The 23834-nt window shown below is 58.2% G+C and carries 19 protein-coding genes and 1 pseudogene; 8 read left to right on the top strand and 12 right to left on the bottom strand.

From position 1 onward, the window contains the following. Nucleotides 1–42: 42 nt before the first annotated feature. On the bottom strand, nt 43–1722 hold the full coding sequence (locus B0G80_RS17750) for a GMC family oxidoreductase (RefSeq protein ID WP_220377462.1): 1680 nt from the start codon (nt 1720–1722) through the stop codon (nt 43–45). Between the two features lie 567 nt (nt 1723–2289). On the opposite strand from B0G80_RS17750, the gene B0G80_RS17745 reads away from it, so the two are divergent. From B0G80_RS17745 to B0G80_RS46890, 5 genes and pseudogenes are all read left to right on the top strand, one after another. Then, nucleotides 2290–3789, top strand: coding sequence for an aspartate ammonia-lyase (locus tag B0G80_RS17745; RefSeq protein ID WP_116119735.1), 1500 nt, complete (start codon nt 2290–2292; stop codon nt 3787–3789). A 118-nt stretch (nt 3790–3907) separates the two neighbouring features. After that, nucleotides 3908–4207, top strand: a complete 300-nt coding sequence (locus B0G80_RS48055) for a DUF1488 family protein (protein WP_147309869.1) — start codon at nt 3908–3910, stop codon at nt 4205–4207. 342 nt (nt 4208–4549) lie between these two features. Then, nucleotides 4550–5392: an HNH endonuclease gene (locus B0G80_RS17735; protein ID WP_116118829.1), complete on the top strand. Its 843-nt coding sequence runs from the start codon at nt 4550–4552 to the stop codon at nt 5390–5392. A gap of 153 nt (nt 5393–5545) precedes the next feature. Continuing rightward, entirely contained in the window at nt 5546–6700 is a 1155-nt protein-coding gene (locus B0G80_RS17730; protein WP_116118828.1) for a YaaC family protein, read from the top strand. 10 nt (nt 6701–6710) lie between these two features. Then, nucleotides 6711–6945 (top strand): annotated as a pseudogene (locus B0G80_RS46890) (hypothetical protein). Nucleotides 6946–7014: 69 nt separating this feature from the next. Here the strand turns inward: B0G80_RS46890 and B0G80_RS17720 are convergent. Both B0G80_RS17720 and B0G80_RS17715 read right to left on the bottom strand, forming a co-directional pair. Continuing rightward, nucleotides 7015–7323, bottom strand: a complete 309-nt coding sequence (locus tag B0G80_RS17720; protein WP_408967708.1) for an H-NS family nucleoid-associated regulatory protein — start codon at nt 7321–7323, stop codon at nt 7015–7017. Nucleotides 7324–7611: 288 nt separating this feature from the next. After that, nucleotides 7612–9177, bottom strand: a complete 1566-nt coding sequence (locus B0G80_RS17715) for a hypothetical protein (RefSeq protein ID WP_116118827.1) — start codon at nt 9175–9177, stop codon at nt 7612–7614. 742 nt (nt 9178–9919) lie between these two features. On the opposite strand from B0G80_RS17715, the gene B0G80_RS17710 reads away from it, so the two are divergent. After that, entirely contained in the window at nt 9920–10231 is a 312-nt protein-coding gene (locus B0G80_RS17710; protein ID WP_116118826.1) for a hypothetical protein, read from the top strand. Nucleotides 10232–10297: 66 nt separating this feature from the next. Here the strand turns inward: B0G80_RS17710 and B0G80_RS17705 are convergent, their stop codons facing one another. The 5 genes from B0G80_RS17705 to imuA form a co-directional block, all read right to left on the bottom strand. Next, nucleotides 10298–10570 carry a hypothetical protein gene (locus tag B0G80_RS17705; protein WP_116118825.1) on the bottom strand — a complete coding sequence of 91 codons (273 nt, stop codon included), beginning with the start codon at nt 10568–10570 and terminating at the stop codon, nt 10298–10300. A 132-nt stretch (nt 10571–10702) separates the two neighbouring features. Next, entirely contained in the window at nt 10703–11665 is a 963-nt protein-coding gene (locus B0G80_RS17700) for an SOS response-associated peptidase family protein (protein WP_116118824.1), read from the bottom strand. 44 nt (nt 11666–11709) lie between these two features. Further along, the gene (locus tag B0G80_RS17695) at nt 11710–14859 is read right to left on the bottom strand and encodes an error-prone DNA polymerase (protein ID WP_116118823.1); all 3150 of its coding nucleotides are present in this window, start codon (nt 14857–14859) and stop codon (nt 11710–11712) included. 6 nt (nt 14860–14865) lie between these two features. Then, nucleotides 14866–16335 (bottom strand): DNA polymerase Y family protein, encoded by a 1470-nt coding sequence (locus tag B0G80_RS17690; RefSeq protein WP_181919974.1) that lies wholly within the window; start codon nt 16333–16335, stop codon nt 14866–14868. Next, nucleotides 16265–16972, bottom strand: coding sequence for a translesion DNA synthesis-associated protein ImuA (gene imuA, locus B0G80_RS17685; RefSeq protein ID WP_116118822.1), 708 nt, complete (start codon nt 16970–16972; stop codon nt 16265–16267). The genes B0G80_RS17690 and imuA overlap by 71 nt, the downstream gene beginning before the upstream one ends. 179 nt (nt 16973–17151) lie before the next feature. On the opposite strand from imuA, the gene B0G80_RS17680 reads away from it, so the two are divergent. Next, the gene (locus tag B0G80_RS17680; protein WP_116118821.1) at nt 17152–17361 is read left to right on the top strand and encodes a hypothetical protein; all 210 of its coding nucleotides are present in this window, start codon (nt 17152–17154) and stop codon (nt 17359–17361) included. A gap of 740 nt (nt 17362–18101) precedes the next feature. Here the strand turns inward: B0G80_RS17680 and B0G80_RS17670 are convergent. Further along, nucleotides 18102–19364: a putative Na+/H+ antiporter gene (locus tag B0G80_RS17670; RefSeq protein WP_116118819.1), complete on the bottom strand. Its 1263-nt coding sequence runs from the start codon at nt 19362–19364 to the stop codon at nt 18102–18104. A gap of 162 nt (nt 19365–19526) precedes the next feature. On the opposite strand from B0G80_RS17670, the gene B0G80_RS17665 reads away from it, so the two are divergent. Next, entirely contained in the window at nt 19527–19964 is a 438-nt protein-coding gene (locus tag B0G80_RS17665) for an RDD family protein (RefSeq protein ID WP_258878899.1), read from the top strand. Nucleotides 19965–20107: 143 nt separating this feature from the next. Here the strand turns inward: B0G80_RS17665 and B0G80_RS17660 are convergent, their stop codons facing one another. From B0G80_RS17660 to B0G80_RS17650, 3 genes are all read right to left on the bottom strand, one after another. After that, nucleotides 20108–21424 carry an MFS transporter gene (locus B0G80_RS17660; protein WP_116118818.1) on the bottom strand — a complete coding sequence of 439 codons (1317 nt, stop codon included), beginning with the start codon at nt 21422–21424 and terminating at the stop codon, nt 20108–20110. A 322-nt stretch (nt 21425–21746) separates the two neighbouring features. After that, nucleotides 21747–22673 carry a ketopantoate reductase family protein gene (locus B0G80_RS17655; RefSeq protein WP_116118817.1) on the bottom strand — a complete coding sequence of 309 codons (927 nt, stop codon included), beginning with the start codon at nt 22671–22673 and terminating at the stop codon, nt 21747–21749. 11 nt (nt 22674–22684) lie between these two features. Continuing rightward, nucleotides 22685–23764 (bottom strand): isocitrate/isopropylmalate dehydrogenase family protein, encoded by a 1080-nt coding sequence (locus B0G80_RS17650; RefSeq protein ID WP_116118816.1) that lies wholly within the window; start codon nt 23762–23764, stop codon nt 22685–22687. Nucleotides 23765–23834 lie beyond the last annotated feature (70 nt).

The raw sequence follows: 23834 nt of genomic DNA, 5'->3' as shown, positions 1-23834 counted from the left end.
AAACAAAAACGCCACGAAGTGCACCAATCCGTGCCATTCTCGCTAGCCGTCGCTTCCGGTCAACATCGACTTTGGAACAGGGAGCCCCCTTCCGCGGATGATGTCAGATGCCTTCTCGCCAATCATCGTGCAAGCGGCGTTTGTATTGCCAGACGGAATGCGAGGCATAACAGATGCGTCTGCAACCCTAAGGTTTGCAATTCCTCGGACCCGTAGTTCGGGGTCGACCACGCAGAGGGGGTCACTGCCCATTCGACACGTCCCAACAGGGTGAAGCGCCGCTCGTGCGTTCTTCCGAAGATATTCGCCCAGTTCCCTGTGATTTGAGAACCGCTGGCCCGGATAATGCTCGCGTTCAATGTACGGCTCTATCGCTGGTTGGCTCATGATTTCCTGGCCAATGAGGAACCCTTCGGCCAGCCGGTCAACGTCGTGTTGGTCCACCATGTAATTGGGCGCAATCCGTGGCGGGTCATTCGGATTGGCGCTGCGCAACGACACTTCTCCTCGGGAACGCGGTTGCACATGCTCAAAGTTCAGCGTACACCCTGTCCCCCCGGGAACACGTTCCGTGCCTTCTTCAACGCCTGCGCCCACGATAAAGAAATACTGCAGGTCCGGCGGTAGGTCTGTTTGCGTTCCTCGACAGAACGCTCCGCCTTCGATAAGGTTCGACGCGATGGGACCACTGCGTGCTACGGCGTACTGCAGTGCCGCCCACGCTTTCCAATGTGGCTTTTTGAATTTGTCATAGCTGTCCGCACCCGGTTTCATCTGATAGACCAGCGACATTTCCAAGTGGTCCTGCAAATTACTTCCTACGCCAGGAAGGTCCGCATGTACCTTGATTCCATGTCGCTGTAACGATGCGCCTTGACCAATACCCGAGAGCATCAAAAGTTTGGCCGAATTTATGGTACCCGAAGAGACGATAACTTCGTTGTCTGCGAAAACTTGCAGCTTCACGCCATCGATGGAATATTCAACGCCGACAGCACGCTCTTGCTCCACCAGGATTCGAAGCACTTTCGCTCCGACGAGCACAGTGAGGTTTCCGCGCTTCTCGACCGGTCGCAGATAGGCACTTGCTGAGCTCGAACGAAGTCCATCCTTGACGGCAACCTGATAAAGCCCACAACCGTCTTGCAATCCGCCGTTGAAGTCGGGAACGTATTGCAATCCGGACTGCTGGCAAGCCTGGAGCCACTTCCTGGTCAGGGGATGCACACTCGCTGGAAAGCTGATACCAATGGGCCCGTCCGTGCCGTGGTGTTCATTTGAGAAATCTCTATTATTTTCGGCGCGTCGAAAATATGGCAGAACATCTCGGAACGCCCATCCATGTGCACCAGCGGCGTCCCAGCTATCGTAATCCTGTGGATTACCTCGAACATAAACCATACCGTTGACTGAACTGCCACCTCCAAGCACGCTCGCCTGCGCCATCGTGTCATTCGCTTCGCGTTCGTAGCCAGCCGCTGGTTCCCACTGGTAGCGTTTAAGCAGGCCGCCTTGCGCAGTCTTGTAATAGGTCCCGGGAAACCGAATATACGGGCTCGTATCTCTGGGCCCTTCCTCGATGAGCAACACCTTTGCCGACGCGTCCTCCGAGAGTCGAGACGCAACAATACATCCGGTCGTACCGCCACCGACGACAATGTATGTCGCGCTGTCTCGTCGCATGTTTTTCATTTTGTACTCGAGGGATGTAAGGATTGCCATCACATACATCGCTTGATGGCGAACGCGTTTAAATACGACTACCCGCTGGCACCAGCATCAAGAATGAAATTAGGTAGGCTCGCAGCTTTTTCGACGACACTAAGTATTTTCGACCATATAAAGGGTTTCAACTTCGCAACCCCAACTGTCTTAGACGCACACTGACGCAACCGCTTCGCGTTCCTGCGCCATTAATGGCGAATGGAATTCGCAGCGCGTCACTTAGCTTCAGGAGCGAGCACTGTGCGAAATTGACCAGCTTTTTATGAACCCCGACTCTCTCACCTTCCGCGCATTGTCGGCAGGAATGCTTACCGCACAGACGGAGCAACGCAGTCGGCTACACGCGCGAGGAAATGCGCGTAGTTCATGCCTTGTACAAACGACAGAAACGGAGATGATGGACCATGTTTTTCCGCTTTTATGGAAGCATGCGGTTGGTTGACGTTTATTCGGTTTTGGACGCGGCCCTGCCGCGACCGTCGATGGGATTTCTTGTGCTCGGCGTAGTCACAATGCTGACTGCGGTCAGCGTCGTGTTAGTATTAAGTGAGAGACATAGCAATGATGCAAACTGAACGCACTCGGCTCGAGCACGATTTGCTTGGAGAACGGGAAGTGCCTTGCGACGCGCTCTACGGCGTACATACGCTCAGAGCCGTAGAAAACTTCCCCATCAGCGGCATAGCAATTAGCCAGTATGGAGGATTGGTTCGCGCGCTGGCGGAAGTCAAACGGGCTGCAGTTCAGGCCAACGCAGAGTTAGGTCTAATAGATGGCGAGCGCACGCTAGCTATCGAGGCAGCGTGTCGCGAAATCATTGATGGCAAACATCACGAGCACTTTGTCGTCGATGTCATTCAGGGTGGCGCTGGGACATCGAGCAATATGAACGTGAACGAGGTCATTGCAAATCGGGCGCTAGAAATCCTCGGAGCCGAGCGTGGTGACTATCATCGCCTGCACCCCAACGAGCACGTCAACATTGGTCAGAGCACCAACGACGTATATCCTTCGGCCATCAAGCTTGCGTTGCAGTTCTATATTGACGACTTGCTCGGGGCAATGGCGTACCTTCGTGAGACTTTCGAAGCAAAAGCAGCGGAGTTCTGTGGCGTGCTGAAAATGGGCCGCACTCAGTTGCAAGATGCAGTGCCCATGACACTCGGTCAAGAATTTAGCGCCTACGCAGTAATGCTTCAGGAAGACGAGGCCCGACTGGCTGAAGCTCGACTGCTTCTTCTTGAAATCAATCTCGGCGCCACTGCGATAGGAACTGGCATCACTGCCCACCCTGATTATGCAGCTGCCGCCTGCCACCATCTGCGCCGGAACACCGGCTATGCCTTCCTTACTGCTGGAAACCTGTTTGAGGCTACGCAAGACTGCGGTGCGTTCGTGCAGGTTTCGGGCGTTCTTAAACGCATCGCAGTGAAGCTTTCCAAAACCTGCAATGACCTTCGATTGCTTTCGTCTGGTCCGCGCTGTGGCTTTGGAGAAATCCAGTTGCCTCCGATGCAGGCCGGCTCCAGCATCATGCCGGGAAAGGTTAATCCAGTCATCCCAGAGGTCGTGAATCAAATCGCCTTTGAGGTCATTGGAAACGACCTCACGGTCACGCTGGCGGCAGAAGGAGGCCAGCTTCAGCTCAACGCCTTCGAGCCCATCATCGCATTCAGCCTGTTCAAAAGCATTCAGCATCTGGCTGCAGGGTGCAAGACGCTTGCGGACAGATGCGTTCGAGGAATCGTGGCGAACATCGACCAGCTTCGCGCAAGCGTAGAGCGGTCCATCGGTGTGGTCACAGCGTTGAACCCGTATATCGGCTACGCCAACGCAACCCAGATAGCCCGCGAGGCGCTCGAGACGGGCGCCCCAGTCTATGACCTCGTCTTGTCGCGTGGCCTGTTGTCAAAGGCAGACTTGGACCGAATTCTGGACCCGCTGGCCCTCACCGTACCCGAAAATCAACCTAGGTCGTATCTACTCACTCCTGAAATTCCGGTTAGCTGTGAGCCGAACGAAGGTGTTGAGACGCTTGTGAAGACTGTGAGTGATAAGGCTTGAGTGCGGAAGAAACCGGAATATTTTCTAACTTATGGCGCGTTAAGCTCCGTGCGTTGCTTCTGCCTCGAATGAGGTTTGACTTGCGACACAAACGCGAGGGGCGATAGCAGGCCCAGCAGTGTTTTCGAATTTGAATTTGAGGAAGAAATGGTTGCAATCAAAGGACGCCCCGGGGCTGTTTGCCGAGGGGCGTCTCATTACTTTTACCTTGATGTCGCAAGGTCGCTACATCGCATGCGCTGTAACGCGAGATGCGCTGGAGCGACATTTTTTGTGTCGGCGAGAATCCGATGACGCAACACTTGTCTCCGCCTTCGAGCGCGGACTCAGGCGAATATTAGAGGTGTCCGAACGAAAGAGTCGGGCGCTGCGCAGCGCCCGCATTCTCGTGACGGCTGCGGACCTCGGCGCAGCTTGAGCCATTGTCGATACGTTAACGGCGCGACTGGGAGTCGACGTTCGCGAGGATAATGCGCGAGAGTCGTTGCGTAGCCTCACGGATGAATCCCTCTGGTTTGTCGGGTAGCGTCCCCGGAACGGCTAATTTTGTCGGGTCGCGTCTCCGGAATTGGAGTTCGGCGCTCGCGCAGCGGGCTCTGCAGCATGGCGGTCCGATGTCGGATTTCGAGGCCAAGCCCGCGCGCATGCCCAATTTTGTCGGATTGCGTCGCCGAAGCGGTCTGATTTGTCGTAGCGGGCGCAAAACCGAACCACCCGGCCGCTCATCCCCCGAAAGATAGGTTCTTTCCGAGACGATGGCGTGTTCATTATCGACCGCCTTGAAACTAACGAGGACGGGGCGGTTGTTGCGGTGCTGAGCGGATTGGTCACGGGTGACCTTTTCAAACACGCGCTTGGACACAAGACAAAGGCAGAGGGCGAGTTCCCGGACGGTGTTGCGCAAGAATCCGGCATATCAACCGGCAACCTCGCGGCAAAGCTGCCGATGATTCGAGAATGGCTTATAGCGGTGGCGAAACGAACAAGCACCGTAACGTATGGCGAACTGATGGATACGTTTGGTCTCCATTTCTTCCTGCTATACACGGCAATGCGCTCATTAGGCCACCAGTGCGTCGACGCCAGAGAACCTGTCATCACAGCACTTATCGTCGACAAAGACTCAGGCAAGTGCTCCCCAGGCCTCGAGGGGGAATTCGGAATTCAGGACGATGACCTAGAGCGCGCGCGGTGCTATGAATTCTGGGCGGGTGCCCCGAGTCAGACGCCCCCCAACGAGCCATCGCCCATCCACGAGCCGACGACGGGATTCGATGAATTGCTCGCCCGTTTCACCTTGACTCAGGTCCGTCCGTTCCAAGCGGCATTTAGGGAAGCCGTTTTTCGACGTTTTGACGGCAGATGCGCCATCAGTGGATGTGACGTTCCTGAGGCGTTGGAAGCTGCGCACATCAACGGACGCGATTGGCGACAGGGTGACAACACAGCGGCCGACGGCATCCTGCTTCGCAGGGACTTGCATGCGTTGTACGACCGTGGCGTCATCCTGATAGCCAACGATGGGACTGTTTCGCTCAACCAGGAAGCGCCGCATTATCAACAGTTTCTTGGCTTCAAAATCAAGCCTTGGACTTCATCATAATGAATATGCACGGGGCATGTCCGGTCAGCCTACATGAATGACAGCACATGGTCACTTCTGCTAGCTTGACGTTTTCGAAATCCCTCCGGGCAACTGGATTTCGCTGAAGCGACCGGCTGACCAAGATACCTAATCCCAACACGAGATGCTCCAATGACTGCAGAGCATATTTTTGCGGACAACCTGTCCGAAGTTGTCTGGCTACGCGTTAAGCGGCTGACCAGCCATCAACTGTGCGAGAAGGTCATTCTTCGCCGGTCGCCGGCGATGCCAGAAGGCGCCCTGACCGAAAAGGCGGCGGGCATGGCGTGGGCCGTACGGTCAGCGGTCGGCTACTGGGAAACGAAATCGGGTGGATTAAACGCTCGTGTGCTTTCTCGCTACTATGCGTTGCTGCAAGTCTCGATAGCCGAGCAAATTGCTGCTGGCGACGAGACAAGCACACTGCCGTCAATACAGCGACATACAGAGCAGGGGCATGGCCTGTTCACGATAGCTGCTGATACTGACGGATTTCCGGCGAACTACCTCATCGGCTGCATGAAGTCTGGGCACTTCGCTGCCTACAGCAAGACCCGCAAGCTGCCCGTCGATGGATTTGCGTTCGACCGCAGGCTACGTAAAATGTCGAATGATACAGAGCGAGCGCACCTAGTTTCGCTCGCTGACCTTCTGCGCCGAGTTCCGGAGTTGCAAAGCGTAGCCCAGGAATACTTCGGCACACACCCGCTATCGTTTCAAGTAGGGAAGCAGCACGACTCGGAGCTGGAGCACCAGCTCGACCAAATTGGCACATCAACGATTGGTAGCCTGTACGACGCCAAGACATTGACACCAGCGCTGAACACAACGTCTTCCATTGCGATATCTCCTGTCGGCTACAAAATTACCGCAGAACAGGCGAACGCGCTTGACCTTCCAATCAAGGATTTTGAAGACAGGAAAAACCCGTTCACTGGGCAGGTGCTTCCAACGGGGAAACTTGAACATCCAGCGCGCGAACACTGGCACCAGCATCTCACATTGCATAAGTCCGGCTATTGCGGTTCCAGCGTCGTGGTTCCCTTTTGGGGAACCGACGATGTTTTTACTCTGCACTTCGTGATTCTGTATGCGTTCTCGATAGTGACTCGATATTTGCCTAGTTTATGGCATGAAATCGAGGACGGAAAGCTGGACCACCTTCGCTCGTTGCTGGAGCACTACCTGGTTATCGTGGACAACGTGCTGCCGAAGATTGCGCTTGAGCGAATGACTGGCGACACTGTGTACGCCGTACAATCTGGGTCAATCTTTGGTCCGACCTAGGCCTCGCTCTATCCTTTCCGAAACACATAGTCCGGTACGAATCGCGTTGATAGCAACGGCGCTGGCCATCGCGACGGCAGGCGCGGCAAACGCCGCAGGATGCTTCAAGAGCGCGGTGGTAGGCGGGTTGCGGGGCACCCCACGCTGTCGTCGGCGCGGTCGGTGGCCGCATAGTCGGCAGGCACCTTGCGAAGCAACACGCTCAACAGCAAGCCGCGCAACGTCAGGTAGTGCAAGCGCAATAAGACGTCGTCGGCCCGGCGTATCCGGTGGAACCAGAAGAACCCGCTCCGCCGGGTGCCTGACAACTATGTTTAGGTCGTCAACTCGGCGCCTGACTCGTCTGCGGCTACCGGAACCGGCACGGCCACGCTCTTGCGCGGCACCTTCTTAGCCGGCACCTTCTGAGCCGGCACCTTTGCGCTCACGGCCTTCTTGGCAACAGATTTCTTCGCCGTCGGGGCCTTCTTCGCCACAACCTTCGTGACCGCCGGTTTCGCCTCGGCCGCTGCGCCGGCTCCATCAATCAAAAACCGTGTCCGGTCCTTGGCACCAGCCAGCCACGCCGGCGCCGGACCTCGTCCGCTCCAGGTCGCGCCCGACTTGGGGTCACGGTAAAGCATCGGCTTCGACCTCTTCCGAAGACACTTGCCGCTGCGAGGCGTATGGCGTCTTCGGTGACGGACTACATCGGCAGGAAGACCTCCTGCGCCGGAACGACGCGCAGACAGCGGGACCATCGCCCGCGACGCAAGGTGTCTGAATCCTCGGGGCGCTTGTTGTTTTCAACACTGAAGGAAAAGTTTCTGCCGCGACACGCCTATGACCGCGGTCGCCACTGGATGCATGCGGGCCGCCCACGGTGTTCGGGTACATGTATGTCCTCGCTGTGTTTAAGAATCCAGCGAGGTTCAGCTTTTTAGTGTCGTGTCAAAGAGGTCGCCCTGAGTGGGACCGCCGACTTTCGCGCCGGTGTCAGCAACCAAGTACTCCCACCGTAAACCGCCGGCCTGGCGGCGACGACCCTTGCAGACGGATGTTATGTGCGAGCTGCTGATTCCTTTTGCTTTTCCCGCTTCCGTCAGGCTCGCGAAGACTTGGCCTGTCTCTACGCATCGAACGCGTCGGCTAGTGTATTGCCTGTCCCGTAGCTCTTCGTGTGCCTTGGCTTCCGCTTCTTCTGCGTAAGCCCATCGGAATCCCCCCGCCAACCGCCGGTTGCCCGTGAGCACCGACGAGATGTTGCTGAGATTCAAGGCGCGAGACGCTTCGGCGATTGACGCGTACGTGATGCCGGTGTCGAGACACACCACCGGCCGCGGAACGTTGGTCAGGTTCTTTTCCCGGCTCTTGTCTATCACTCCCCATTGCGGAGTTTCGAACGTCTCATACTCAGCCCAATAGTCGGGTTTTTGCGCGGAGAGATTGTCGACAAAAGCCCGGACGAAGGCCTCTATTTCTCCACGCCGTTTCGGCCAGTAGCACTCTGTGTCGCCGCCCCATCGCTTGCCGTTGCGCATTCCTGCCTTGAAGATGCGCGGGTCCTTATGCTGCACGAACGTCCGATGGACCCGGTTCTCGATTATGAGGGCGTCAATCTCTCGCAGCCTTGCCGAAAAAAACGTCTTTTTCAGGTACCAGCTGTAGCGCGCTGAAAGGGTCCTGCTTGTGATACCGACCTTCACCGAGCGGATGCCAAACACTTCAACCTCGCCGATTACCACCCACGTGAGCCGGCCCTCTTCGCCGGTGTCCAGCAGGCGGCGAAGGCGATAGGCGCCCTGCCCGACGTTCTCGTTTCCGCAGTCGGGGCACTTGTGGCTGGACCTCCTCAGATAGGCGGCCCGCACGTCACGCTTACCGTGGCTCGCGCACTCGATGCGAATCTTTGTGCAACGATGGGACAGGTCGAAGTAGCTGCCCAGATACTGGATGTGACTCGGAAGTGTCGGCTCCAGTTCGTCGCGGAGCGCTTGCTCCTCAAGCCGGTTGCCGGTCGCCTGACTTTCCCTCGCGCACAGCCTACAGCCGAACGTGCCGCTCACCATCAAATAGGTCGGCTTGGTAGTCTCGAGCCTGTCGTGTATCAGGCACCTGAGGCGAATGTCCTTCGTCATCCCCGCAAACGGTGTCTCAATCGCTAGCCGCGCGGCAAGGTTCTCCTCGAACCACGCCATGAACTTTGCTTGCTGTTCGTCGATACGTCCGACACTTCGCGCAGTGTGTTCGCACTCGGGGCACCCGCCGCCCTTGTAGCGCAGGTGGTCCATCGGCAGCACACCGAAAGCGGTCTCGTGAGTCCGACAGATTAGGTCAACCTCGGGGTCCTTCTGCTTGCAGAACCGCGCCGCAGATGGCCCATAGTCGAACCGGTCGGCCCCATGAACTTCCTTCGCTGCAGCGACCCACTTTTCGTGATTACGTTGGCGCCGGCGCAGTGTCGCTTCCGGCGAATAACGCGGTGTCGTTGCGGTCACGCTCCACTCCTGTGTAGGGCTCTCTGCGGGATTGTAAGTGCGCCTTTACGCCTGTCGGTGCAGCGGGGCACGCAGCGATGATGCTTTGAGCGTTCGACGTGCTCTTCGCCGGTGCGCCCCGCGGCCGACGTGTCTGCCTAGAATTTATGGCGTCTGGCTTGCGTGGTCGCCGCCGTATCGCCGCGCCGCAGGGCGTTGGGCGAAACGCTGAGAACTCGTCCAAGTCGGTCGAAAACCTTTAAGGAGCCGCCTTCAATTTTGATGACAGTGGCCCAGGTTATCAGACCTACGACATAGCGGTTTATCTATGGGGCAGGCTCCTTCAGAGCAGTCTCACTGAGCCGGACGAGAAGGCCCAGCAGGTCTGGCAGGCATTTCTGGACGGCTACCGGTCCGTCGCCGGCATGGTAGATTCGGACGTCGGCGCAATGTACAACTTCGTTGCCATACGCCAGCTCTGGTTGATAGGTGAGTACGTCAGCCACGTCACCAGCGTCGGGACCCCAAAAACTGGCCTCGAAACATGCTGGTCCTGCTCGATAAATGGCGAGCTCTATCTGCGGACAAGTGATGCGTCGGCCTCGTCGGGTCCCTGAGATGCCTAGGGGGCTCGCGCTCGGCGATGGCAAGGTAATGCCGTGTTACCAATCTCGCACCGCCGTTTCACCTGTGTCCGACACCCTTCCTTACATTCCGAGCCGTAGTCACTGACATTGCACTCAATGTGCGAGGAGTAGCGAAGATGAACAAGAAAATTCTTGGCGCAGCGCTCGGTCTGGCAGTACTGGCAGCATCAACAGCAGCATCGGCACACGTCGACGTCGCCATCGGATTGGGCATACCTGGAGCCGTCTATGCGCCGGCAGAGCCAGTGTACGCACCGCCGCCTCCCGTCGTGTATGCTCCCGCACCTGTCGCCGTCGCGTACGGCGGCGACGACGACTGGCGGGCCCGTGAATGGCGCGAACGTCGCGAGTGGCGTGAACGTGAGTGGCGCCGCCAGGAATGGCGTGAGCACGAGTGGCGCGAGCATCATGAATGGCGCGGGTATTGAAACGACGCGGGCCATCGCAACGTCAGGCACCATCAAGAACGAACAACGAATCGATGTCTTTCGCGGTTAGCCCCCAAACGGGTTGCCGGTGTCTTTCACTTCGGCACCGAGATTGTATTCCGCACGCGCGACCTTGAGCACGTCCTCGATGTCGCGCTCGAAGCCGACTGCATTACCGAAGTGAGTCATGTTCCAGTTGCAGCCGGTCTTGTCAGCCTCTTGCAACTGCGGCCGCGGCACGCGAATCTTCACGCCATCCTCGACGATTTCCTGCAGTCGATGGATTCGCCGGTTGACCTCCTGCTGAAGCTGCGAGGCATTGAGCGTCTTGCGTATCATCCAGGTTTCCTTCCAGTTGCTCAAGCCAGTCCACCACAGGTGAGGCGTTCTGTGACCTTGCGCTGAAATGCGAACTGTCTGAGAGAGGCAGGCGCCTGGTACGTTGGCGCCCGATGTCTGCCTGGCCAATCGCTATGCCGCAAGTCGATGTTCAAAGTACGGCCGGTCCCTGTCATCAAGAATTGCATACACCGCGTCCAGATTCTTCGGGTCAGGGTTGAGCCACGCATCGACGTTTTCCGGCTTGATGGGAACAATGCACCGGTCATGTCCTGCAGCGGCTACTTCAGGAGGAGGTTCATCCGTAATGGCCGCAAACGACAGCAGGTCCGGCTGCCCCGGCGCGCTCCACCGTGACCACAGGCAGGCGACGTGCATTACTTCCCCATTGCTCGGACGAAACTCGAGAACGACATTCTCATCGCGCTCGTGAGTCTCAAGTAACGTATTTTCGAACTTCGCCTTGCTCACATTCTCGTAGAAGACTTCGACGAGAAGGACGGCATGCGTGCGTCCAAAGCATGGTGCCCAGAAACCTTCGAGGCTATCCCGGCGCGCATTGTAGGTGCCAGGATACTTTATATCGTACGACGCCGGCTTGCCCGCAATCCGGCATTGATAGCGCATCGGTTTGACGACGAGTCGCCCGTTCTCCATCACCATCACTGGGGCATAGTGGCCCGGAAATATGCGCGAGTCCCGCGGTTGCAGGTCGGTTCGTTGCAAGTCTTCGAGTTTTCCCTTGGTCCATGCAATTTTGTCGGTGGCGATTCGCTGGCTTTCTGTCGCTGCTTTGGTGATTTTTGTCTGCAGTGTCCGTCCCGCGTCTGCCAGACGCTTACGTTGCTTGAACAGGTCCTGCTCAAGCTTCAAAGACTGGGCTGAGTTGAACTTGTCGATGGCAGCTTTGATTTCGCGCTCTGCATCATCCTGTGGTTCGGAAAAGGCTTCTTCCATGGCTTTTGGTATCTTCGCTCTGCTGATGCCCTCGGCGCGCTCAAAAAACAGACGGGCGAACTCGTGAATGTCCATCAGGGCGCCAAAAGCGCGTACGAATTTCCGATAGTCCGCGAGAACCTGGGCTGAGTAGCACATGAATGCCTCCGTTTTGTCCTTTCATGATACGCATTTGCGTCCGCTCAGCAGAAGTTCCTGCTCGCGGTAATCAGACCGCCAAGGAGATGCGACATGTCGACCAGCCGCTGCGCAACCAGATGTCGAACCTCACCCTGGCATTGCCACGTCCCATACACGGCAAGTAGCGATGCGCTGAGCGCTTCCTTTCTCTGCTTCTCAAGCAGGCTGGGCCACACGATGACATTCACGTTGCCGGTCTCGTCTTCTAGCGTCACGAACATCACCCCCTTTGCTGTGCCAGGCCGTTGCCGTACGGTAACAAGACCACAGCCTCGCGCCAGCCGTCCGTCGCGGTACGTACGCAGCGTCGAAGCTGGCATCAAGCGATTTGCGAGCAGTTGCGGCCGCAGCAGCTCGAGCGGATGTCGACCAAGCGTAAGACCGACTGAACGGTAGTCGGCGACGATGTCGTGCGCCTCCGTCGGCGCGCCCAGTTCAGGTGTCTCGTCCTCAACAGCCGCTATTGCGAGCATGTCTTTGTCCGGCACGGCCGCGACCGACTGCCAAAGAGCTTCCCGCCTGTTTCCGGCAAGAGATGCCAACGCGTTTGCGTCAGCAAGGACGTGCAGGTCCTTTCGGTCGAGTTGCGCTCTGCGGGCAAGGTCGCTAACGCTTCCGAACGGCCGCACCGCTCGAGCGGTCTCGATTCGTTCTGCAGCACCGTCCTTCATGCCGCGAAGCAGCGACAGACCGAGACGGACAGCCGGTCGGGTCGCGCCAGCACCGTGTTCAAGTGACGAATCCCATCCGCTGACGGAGACATCTACTGGCAATACCCTGACATCATGGCGCTGAGCGTCTTGCACTAGCTGCGACGGCGAGTAAAAACCCATTGGCTGCGAGTTCAGCATCGCAGCTAGGAACGCCTCAGGTTCATGGCACTTCAACCAGCTGCTCGCGTAGACAAGGAGCGCGAAGCTGGCAGCATGGCTCTCCGGAAAGCCATACTCACCGAAGCCCTTAATCTGCTCGAAAATTGACTCGGCGAAGGCAAGGTCATACCCACGTTCCTGCATCCCAACCACTATCCGGTTGTAGTATTTTTCCAGACCGCCTTTGCGCTTCCAGGCGGCCATGGCTCTTCTTAAACCATCGGCCTCGCCCGGGGAGAAACCAGCTGCCAGGATGGCAATCTGCATCACCTGTTCTTGAAAAATTGGCACTCCAAGTGTTCGCCCAAGCGCCGTCTTGAGCGCATCGCTCGGATACGTCACTGGCTCGAAACCTTGGCGGCGCTGCAAGTATGGATGAACAGCACCACCCTGAATCGGGCCCGGCCGGACAATCGCCACTTCAATGACGAGGTCGTAAAACGTGCGGGGCTGCATGCGCGGCAGCATGGACATTTGCGCGCGAGATTCAATCTGAAAAACGCCGACGGTGTCCGCTTCTGAAATCATCTTGTATGTTGCGGGGTCTTCAGAGGGGATGTCCTGCATTTCGAAGCGTTCACCGCGCTGCTCCGAAACTAAGTCGAGCGTGCGGCGAATCGCAGACAGCATCCCGAGCGCCAGCACGTCGATTTTCAAAAGTCCAAGCGATTCCAAATCGTCCTTGTCCCATTCGATAACGGAGCGGTCTGCCATGGCTGCGTTCTCAACCGGGACGAGGCGCGTGAGCTTGCCGCGACTTATGACAAAGCCGCCAGAGTGCTGTGACAGGTGCCGCGGAAAGCCGAGCAACTGAGAGGCAAGTCTTGCCCATGCCTGAATGAGCGGCTTCTCCGGGTCAAGACCCGACTCCGCGAATCTCTTTAAGAGGTCTTCACTTGTGTCAAACCAATGGTGGCTCTTAGCAACCAGGTCGACAAGTTGCGGGTCGACGCCGAGTGCCTTTCCCGTCTCGCGTAGCGCGCCGCGTGGCCGATATGTTGACACCGCAGCTGCGATTGCTGCGCGGTCGCGACCGTACTTGCGGTAAATATACTGAATCACCTCCTCGCGCCGCTGGTGCTCAAAATCCACGTCGATGTCAGGTGGCTCGCCACGCTCTTTCGAAATGAAGCGTTCAAAAAGCATACTGCCGCGGGCAGGGTCGACTTCCGTGATACCGAGGCAGTAACACACAGCTGAATTGGCAGCAGAGCCGCGACCCTGACACAGTATGTGCTGGCTCCACGCGAAACGGACGATGTCATAGACGGTGAGGAAGTACGGCTCGTATTGCAGGTCTCCAATCAGGTCCAGCTCGTATTCAATCTGTTCCTGTACCTTGTGCGGAATGCCTGATGGAAAGCGTCGCTGCGCGCCGATATATGTTTCCTGCCGGAGATACGCAGCCGGCGTTATGCCCACTGGCACAAGTTCGTCGGGATATTCGTAGCGCAACTCGTCGAGCGAAAAAGTGCAGCGATTCGCAATGTCTACAGTCGCGGCGAGCGCATCGTCCGGATACAGGTTGGCCAGCCGCAACCGTGAGCGCAGATGCTGCTCAGCATTGGGCGCGAGTTCATAGCCGCATTCATGAACGGGCCTGCCGACACGGATTGCAGTCATAGTGTCCTGCAGCGGCTTTCTGGAGCGCACATGCATGACAACGTCGCCGAGCGCAACTACGGGGACATCGAAGTTGCGAGCGACAAACTCAACCGCACCACGATGGATGTCGTCCATTGCGCGTTGATGTAGCACCAGACCGACCCATGCACGACCCGTGAACGTGTCGTCGAGCCATTCGACCTGCGCTTCCAGCACGTCCTCTTTTGCGGGGAAGTCGGGGACGAGAATCGCAAGACAATCTGGCGCTCCCAGCAGATGGCGATATTCCTTCTCTGGTCGCGACAGGTCCTGAGGCGTGAGTCGATATTCGCCCTTCGGTGCGCGTGTCCGGGCGAGAGTGATGAGTTCGGACAGGTTGCCGTATCCCTCTCGATTCTTCGCCAGCAGGATAATTCCGAACGCCGGCGACCCGTCGGCGTTGACCAGCTTGAAGTAGGCGCCGACGATAAAAGGAAGCTTCGCTGTCTTCGCGGCGACGTGAGCGCGCACCACGCCAGCCAGTGAGCACTCATCCGTTACGGCGAGCGCTGAGTAACCCAACTGCGCCGCGCGTTCGGCAAGCTCCTCTGCGTGCGAGGCGCCTCTCAGGAAAGAGAAGTTCGACCGGCAGAAAAGCTCGGCGTAAGCCGGAAGGATATTGAAGGTCGTATCCACAGCACATCATCCGAAGAGGCCATGGAGAAACCAGCGCTGGTCTTCTTCAGCGTCACGGCTACTGACGCGTTCACGGTAAATCCAGTAGCAGCTCGTGTCTTCGCCCTGCGCGACAAAATAATCACGCGTGACGAGCTCACCATCAAACCAACCGGCTTCAATCCGCTCGCCAGGCGACACCATGCGCAACGGCGAGCCATAAAACGGGCGGTGCTTGCGCATCAGCAGGCGGACGGGCGTAGGGAGCATCCAGGTCGGCCTAGGAAGTCCATCCGGGAGGGTGTCTGACTTTTTCTCCTGCGTGACTGGAATCCAGCGGTTTGCGATTTCGGGACGGTGGTCTGCCGTGGGCGCCGGCCGCAGAACGTTTTCCTCGCCCAGCCGCGCGACAAGCAGCTCGAGCAGCTTCTGATGGTCCTCTTTTGAGCCGCCCGGTTCAGGGAATAGCATGTCGGACGCCGGCGCCGCAGATTCGACGTTCGTAGCATCGAGGCGCAAAGCAATCATCGGCGCGACCAATTCGATGCGATGCAACCGTTCCTTCACCAGTCTGACCAGATGTTCTTCACGCCATGTCGGTTCGCCCAATGCAATGTTGACGATGGTCGGCTCAATCGCGTCGCGTCCGCGCTCATGCTCAAGTGAAAGGCGAACGCCGGTGACTGCGAGTTGCTTGGCGCAGAGCCACCCGCATAACTGCACAATCAGTCGATGCGCAGCGAACACTGCTCCGTCTGCGTGCTCAAGCCGGTCCGGCATCTCAAGCCGCGCGGAGAAGGTTGGCGGCAGCTCCAGCCAGTCGAACAGTTCGGGCGCCGTGCCGAAGGCCCGGTCGAGAGAATCCAGAAGGTGCTCGCCACACCGGCGTTGCAGCCCTGCGCGGGGCAGGCGCCGTATGTCCGCTATGGTCTCGCAGCCCAGACCATTAAACCAGTCGAAAAACGGACGGACTTCAGGGACCGCGGCCATTGGCAATGCGGACAGCCGATGCTCTAGCGACGCGAGTTTCAAAACTCGACGGTTCCCGTATTTCGCGAGCAACCAGGCACCCTGGCCCGTCGGGGCCGCGCTGATGCGCGCGGTGAAACCGAGAGCACCAAGGACGGCTTTCGCTTCACGACTCAATGCAAGCAAGCCACCGAAGAGGCGCAAACTCGCGCCGACTTCGACGACGACCGTCGCTTCGTCGAGCAGTGCGACTTCGGGCGAGAAACGCATCAGCGCGATACCAACCTCGCGCTGCGCAGCGCTTTCCCGGCAAATGTCGCGTTCATGCATCGCCGTCTCAGGGGACAGCGTAAGTACCCCACCGCGTTTCATTCCAAGACGCACGCCAGCCAGACGCGCAGTGGCATCTGCAATGACGACCCTGTCTTTCTCAAGCACGGCGCTGCCGTGAGCAGGTTCATGTGACCACTTCGGTCTGAAGACCTCGAGCGGCAACTTCGGCAAGTGGACGGCGAGAAAGACGCGCATGGCGGGAAAACAGAACAGGGGTTGGTTGAAGGGGAATCGACAGAGGCTCTGCGCGGGAGGGCCCTCGTCGTTTCACGATGTCGACGGTCAAACCCTCGGCTGATGGTCTGAGCGCGAGCCGCAGGAGCGCAGGCGACGCGTCCTGTGCACAGGCCAGCGGCCGCACCATGATGAACAGCGTTTCCGACGACTGGGCAGCAAGGTGCAGACGACGAAGCGAAGAAGCCTGGGCGTACTGCGTCCAGAAAATCAGTGCGCCGCAGCTGCCGGCGCGAAGAATCTGCTCCGCCGACCAGAGCGCATCCGCAGTTTTCTGCGTCTTCACGCGAAGCACCTGGTCCAGAGACAACCCGATGTAGCTGAGCCCCAAGCCGTCAGGGGTATGCGGTGATTGGACGAACGCAACCGGCCGGTTACCTGTGGCACTGAGGGCCGGGCGCAGGAGCCGGAGCTCACCCACGCCGGCTTGCTGGACCAGCAGGTCGACCAGCGCTCCTACTGGCCATCCGCCACCTGGCAGCTCTGCCGACAGCGCTGGATACCCAGTTTCGACAACCCTTCCGCGACTACGGGCGAGCTGCGACGCCCGCCATAGCGACGGGTGTATCTCCTCGGCAGAAACGGTAGCGGTAGACATTGGCAACCCAAAAACCTGTATATTTATACAGTATCGTACACGCAAATCCGTAGGAGTGAACTGACACTTTTTTGCGGCTTGAACGATGGACGCGCCCAGAAACAGTCCGTCGATGCCGCAAATGCGTTCGCTCGGAGGCTGATGTTGGCCGCATGCTTCATCCAGACGGAGACTTCAACATGAGAGCAGACGAATGGGTTCGGGAAGCCGAACGGGAATCAAAGCTTGTGGACGCCCTGTTCAAAGCGCGTCATCTGATTTCTATGCATAACGGCATGACGGTACGATGCGACGGTGAGGAATGGCCGCTTGATTTTGGTCAGGAACTGAAGGTGATTGACGCTACGTCGAAGATGGCAGGAATCGACACTGCACGGCTCAGGCAGTAGATACTTGTCGAGCCGCTCGAGTTTAGGCAATCATTGATGAGAAGCGGACGGAGGACCGACAAGGGTCGACAGATGCAGACTGACAGATACCGTGGATACACGCTGTGGGGCCATGCCATCCTTCAGCAGGACGACATCTTGCGACCGGAGCGCTTCGCCAGCAGCGGCACAATTATGCGCGACTCGAAGGTTGTAGCAGCGTCTGGGGTGCTCGACGCATTCGATACTCATGAAGAGGCAGAATCAGCAGGCCTTGCGTGGTGTCGCGCGTGGGTCGATAGCCACGGTTAATGCGGGAAAGGCGCTGCGCCGTCGATTGCGTGGGCTATCGTCGGGCGAAACATAGAGCGGGCCTGACGCAGCATTGCCGTGTCGCATTTGCTCGCTGGTCTCTTTGCGGTCAACGACAACTTATGCCGCCCAGTTCTACCAGTTCTAATTTAATGGACCTCGCTAAGGAGCACTGCCTAGCCCTATCGATGCAAGGCGTGGGGTTGGATGGCGCTTCAATATACGGCCGGCCAAGAATGGAGCCACAATGGCAGCCGAAATCGGTATCCGAGCAGCAAATGCGTCGTCTCCCTGATGTGTTTCGTTGGCTGCTCGTCGACGCGCCCCTGCGGCTGCAGTGGCCGTAGTCGGCCGAGGATTGGGATGCGAAAAAAGGCGACACGCCGGCTGACGTCAAGGCACATCTCAACGCTGTCTGTCTGCTGCATCTTGCAAGGCAAAAGGCGCGTCTACAGGAGCAGGAACGCGACGCCCGCTGTTATGGTCGGCAGAAGGGCGGCGCCAAGCAGTTTCATCGGACTCACTGCGCCTCCTGAAAACCGGTTTCCAAGTATCGCGAGGCCGGCCGGGTTCGGAGCATTTGCAATCACCGTCAATCCTCCGCCCGTCACCGCTCCTGCCACGAGCAGGTACTTTGCGCTGTCTGATAACCCGGGTATGAGCGACCCGAGATACGTGATGGCAGCGTTGTCCATGACTGCCGTCAGGCCTATTGCGCCGAAATACAGTGTTAGCGCATCCATGGAACGCACAATCGGCTGAAGCCACCATTGCTGTAGTCCGCCGAGCACAACCAGGCCACCGAGGAAGAAAGCGACCAGAAGGCTTTCGCGCAGCATGAGAGGCGACTGGTGGCGCTCGTAAGCGTGCGTGTACCCCAGGAAAAAGAGGAACGCCCCGACGAACACGACAGCGTGATGCGAGTTGATGACGACCAGCGCGAGAAACGCGAGATGAACTAGCGTGACGCCAACCGGCACGTGTTGGGACTGTGAGGTTGTACCACCCTCGCTCCCCCGGGGCGTGGGCACGCTCCTGGCAATCAGGGCGACGAAAGCCGTAGCATTGAAAACAACTGCAAGCGCTGCTTTCCATCCGAAGGTGGCTGCCATAAATCCGGTGCTCCAACCCCAGGCACTTGCGACCATCAACACCGGCGGTGCTGCATACGCCGTCATGACCCCACCGATGGACACATTCACGAAAAGCAACGCCAGGCCGAAATACTTCACCCGCTCGGAACTTCGCGCGGAGAACAGCGTGTCGCGCAGCAATAGCGCAGCGAGTGTCATCGCCGCAGGCTCTGTGATGATGGAGCCCAGGAGGGGAACGGCGGACAGGGAGAACCAGATAACGGCAACCTCAGTGCGCACAGGCAGAAACCGCGCGAGCCGCATCACAATGGTCGTTACCAGTACGAGAATGGGTCGACTCGCGGCGACCACCATAATGACAAAGACGAACAGCGCCTCCGTAAACTCACGATGCTCCAGGTACTCGATGGTCGCGTGCGACCCGACGAGCGGCCACATCACGAGACACAGAATCAGCGCCCAGAATCCGAAGACGACCTCCACCTCCGCGAGGAAGTGGAAGACACCCGCATGCCGCGGAAAACGGTGCGAGAGCCTCTCAATGCGTGCTACGGCGAACGTGTGAATGAGCGCAAGGGCAAAGATAACGGCGGCAGAAATTTCAACAGAATGGGGCATTGAACAGAGTACTGGAGACGCTTTGGTGTTGACGACCCCGTCATAATATTACAAACACCCTACGCACCAATTGTTTCGGCGGCGACGACGTTGCATTCGCAGCACCTGCTCAGGCTAAGATGAAACGCTGGACGAAGGCCAACTGACTGATGCTGCAATCGCATGGAGAATCCGACATTACCATGCGCTACGCCACCTATTCCCAGCGCGCCCGTGCCTTGTTCATTGATTCTCTTTGGTGGACCGTCATCGTGCTTCTTGTGCCTCTCGGACCGTCAACTCAAGACCTGTTTGCTGGCGCCTGACGCCTTTACTTCGACCCTTATTTTATGGCTGGTGGTAGGCCAGTGTGTCCCGATTCTCGTGACTGGCATTCTTTGGGCGGTATGGGGCACGTCTCCCGGTAAGCGCGCCTTGCGATTGCGAATCGTGGATGCGGATACAGGTCTGCCAATGACGGTCAGGCAAGCTTTCTTGCGCATAGCGGGCTACATGCTCACCTTCGCTATATGCGGAGCGGGATTTCTACGGGTTCCGTTCAATCCGCGTAGGCAAGCGCTGCATGACCGAATGGCAAACACCGTTGTCGTTACCGAATAGCCGCCAATGCCAATAAGGCTTTTGAGAGCCGGGGTCTCCGTAGCGCGTTTCGACGAGGCGGAGCGCCGTGTTTGCAGTGGCATCTATGCGCACGATGGGACTGCTGCTCGACGCAGCAGCAGGGCCATCGTCAGTCACGGCGTTTAAACGTCCTTTGCGCGAAGCTGGGCAGGAAACGCCCAGATGGCTAGTGCCGCACACAGAACGCAAAGCGCGACGATTGTATAAAGCGCGGGCGTGGTACCCCCCGTCATATCGCTGATACGGCCAACCATGACCGGGCTAACAATTCCGCCAAGCTGTCCAATGGAATTAATCAGCGCTATCCCGCCGGCTGCGCCTACGCCCGTAACGACTTTCGGTGGCAACGTCCAGAAGGCAGGGATGGTAGTCAGCATGCCGGTGCCCAGCACAATCAGCGAAATGATGAGCATGACTGTATCGTTGGCGAACACGCCTGCGCCCAGGAAACCCACGGCAGTCAGAAGAATGCAGCTCGCGAACACAATCCGACGATTGCCCGTACGGTCACCCAGCTTGCCCATCACAAGCATGCCGAAACCTCCAAAGAGATACGGTAACGCGGTGAGCAGGCCAATCATCGTAGGGTCATGCAACCCCGACGAGCGGATGAGCTGTGGCATCCAGAAATTCATGCCGTAGGACGCAATCTGCACGAGGAAATACGCAAGGGCCAGAATCAGGAAGGCTTTCGATTTCAGCGCGCCAAGGAATGAGTGGCTCTCCGCCTTCTTCGCATCTGAATCGAGTTGGGAACGTAACAGCCTCTTCTCTTCGCTGGTCAGCCAGGCCGCATCCTCGACCTTATCGTCAAAGCGCCACAACACAACGAATCCGAGGAGCACGCAGGGAAGTCCTCCAATGAGGAATATCCAATGCCAAGCAGCAATCCCGCCTACCCCCTCGAAGTGGCCGAGTATGAATCCAGAGAGCGGAGCACCCAGAATTCCCGAAAACGCAAGCGCGAGAAAGAGCAATCCACTTACACGACCACGGTGTTTGGCTGGAAACCACGTTGAGAGATAGTAAAGAACGCCAGGTGCGAAGCCTGCTTCCATTGCGCCGATGATGAATCGTGCGATGTAAAACTGCCCCTCGCTCTTGACGAACACCATGCATGCCGTAGCGATGCCCCAGGAAATCATGATGCGCGCTATCCACTTGCGGGGCCCCACGCGATACAGGAAAAGGTTGCTCGGAACCTCGCACGCGACGTAGCCGACGACGAAGAGTGCTGCACCGAGTCCGTATGCCGTATCGCTCAGCGCAAGTTCTTTTTGCAGGTGAAACTTGGCGAAGCTGATATTGATTCGGTCGAACCACGCGAACAGATAGCAGATGATAACGAGCGGAATCACGCGAAGCTTGACCTTCAGCATGAGCGCTGACTCGGCATCGCGCATTTCTGCGCCTCCAGCCAATGCCTTGTTGGTTTGCATGAACGTCCCCTTATGTCTCTGGTAAAGGACAGATACGCCGACGTGGATAACGTGGCGACCATGATGTGGTTTCCGGCAGGTATTGCCGGCAAGATGACTCGTCCCAGTAAGCCTTGGAGCTCGCTTATCTTGTTATGTGGACGGCGCAGGCAAACGGTCAGCGAAGCATGCTGTACAGGCGTGTTGATAGAACATGGTTGTCTCCGGAATATTTTTGTGTGTGAGGGCAACCCGAGTGCTCAGTCGCGTCTTTCGGCGACACCCACACCCAGGTTTGCGCAGACGTTCAAACTTGCCAATTGAGAAGGCGGCAATAGCCCGCTCAATCCGTAAAACCGACTTCGCGCGCCTTGATAATTGCCACCACGGTGTCGTTGACCGGCGTCGGCACGCCGTACTTGCGGCCTTCGCGTGAAATCGACCCGTTGATGGCGTCCACCTCGCCGCGCCGACGCAGGTTGTAGTCGAGCAGCATTGACGGGCGAGCGTTAGGAATCTTGTTGCCGAGCTTGCGGATGTGCTCAATCGGGTCACCGACATCAAGTTTTACACCCGCTGCCTCGGCGACCGCGATTGCCTCGAGCGCGGCACCCCGCGCAACGCTCCACGCGTCTGGATTCGTCATCACTTCACCGATGGTCATGCCCGTCGCGCACGTCGTCCCCGAGAAAGCGACGTTCATAATCAACTTCTCCCAGACCATCTGGTCGAGGTCTTCAAAGATGGCTACCTTGAACCCAGCAGAACGCCAGATTTCAGCCGATGCTTCGAGGTCTTCGGCCGGCAAGCCCTGGTATGCGCCGAATCGAATCATTTCCATACCGTTATGGTGAGCATGGCCAGGCGCACGGATTGACGCGCCAAACCCTCCGACGACGCCTACTGCGATACGATTCGCCCCGAGGATGGCTGCCGCCATTTCCGCCGAGCCCAAGCCGTTCTGGATGGTCTGTACGACGGTTTTCTGTCCGAGCAACTGCTCCGATGCCCGGGCAGCCGCTTCGACATCGAACGCCTTGGTGGCGATGATGACGAGGTTGCACTCGCCGATTCCGTCCGTCGTCGTGCTGGCGTGAATCGGCACTGTCCGGTCGCCGCTCGCGCCTTCGACGCGCAAGCCTTTCTCCTGCATCGCAGCCACATGGTCCGGCCAGAGGCAGACTGCGTGAACCTCGTGACCCGCGCTGACCATAAGTCCCGCATAGACGGAACCCATGGCACCACAGCCGACAATCGCTACCTTTGCCATTTCGATGCTCCTCAGTTCTTCAACGCGGCGACGATGGCGTCAGTAACGCTCCCGGTCGTACCCTTGCCACCGAGGTCGGGCGTACGGGGGCCATCCTGGAGAATCGCTGCGGTGGCGTGACGAATAGCAGAGGCGGCATCGATGCAGCGCGAATCACCATGCTGCTGTGCGAGCCATTCGAGCATCATCGCGGCCGAGAGAATCGTCGCGACGGGATTGGCTACACCCTTGCCGGCAATGTCCGGAGCGCTACCGTGGCTCGGCTGAAAGATGCCGTGCTTCAGGCTCACGTCGCCCGACGGCGCGACACCGAGACCGCCCACGACACCGGCCGCGATTTCCGACGTGATGTCGCCAAAGACGTTTTCGGTCACAACGACGTCGTAGCGTTCCGGGTTTGTCACGAACATCATCGAACCAGCATCGATATAGAGTCGCGCGGTGTCGACGTCGGGATGGCGTTCTGCAACTTCATCGAAGACCTTGCGCAGGAATGCGTTGCTACGAAGGACGTTGGACTTGTCCAGCAGCGTGACGTGGCCGGGCGTGCCGTGGGTGGCGCGCCGCTGCTTCGCCTGCTGGAACGCGACTTCGAACAGCTTCTCGCTGGTAGCGCGGGTGATAGTGAGACGGTCGCTGACGGCTTCGTTGCTGGCTTCCTGCTTATCGTGCCGGCCGGCGAAGAGACCTTCTGTCGTCTCACGGATGACCAGCATGTTCACCCTCTCCGCCTTGACGCGGGTCGGCACGCCAGGGAAGAGCTCGCAGGGGCGCAAGCTCGCGAAGAGGCCGTAACGTTCACGCAGGTCGATTTGGGGCGCAATCTCGGTACCGTCGGCTTTGCGAACTGTGGGAAGGCCCATTGCGCCAAGCAGAACAGCATCGGCTTGGCCGACCGCCTGCGCGTCGGCTTCAGACATTGACTCGCCGGTGCGTTGGTACAAACCCGCACCCGCTTCGTAGGTTTTCAGTTCGACTTCAATGCCTTTGCCGGCGATGCCCGCCTGCAACACACGCACCGCCGCGTCGACGACCTCGGGACCGATGCCATCGCCCGGCAACAGCGCGATTTGATAGGTGGATTTGCTCATCACATGTCTCCATTTTGATGCGGCTCCAATGCGGTGCCGATGGAACAGATGATGGGCAGGCGTGACGTTT

It is taken from the genome of Paraburkholderia sp. BL6669N2, assembly GCF_003387275.1.
Taxonomy (GTDB): Bacteria; Pseudomonadota; Gammaproteobacteria; order Burkholderiales; family Burkholderiaceae; genus Paraburkholderia.
This window is presented reverse-complemented; position numbering and strand designations above follow the sequence as displayed.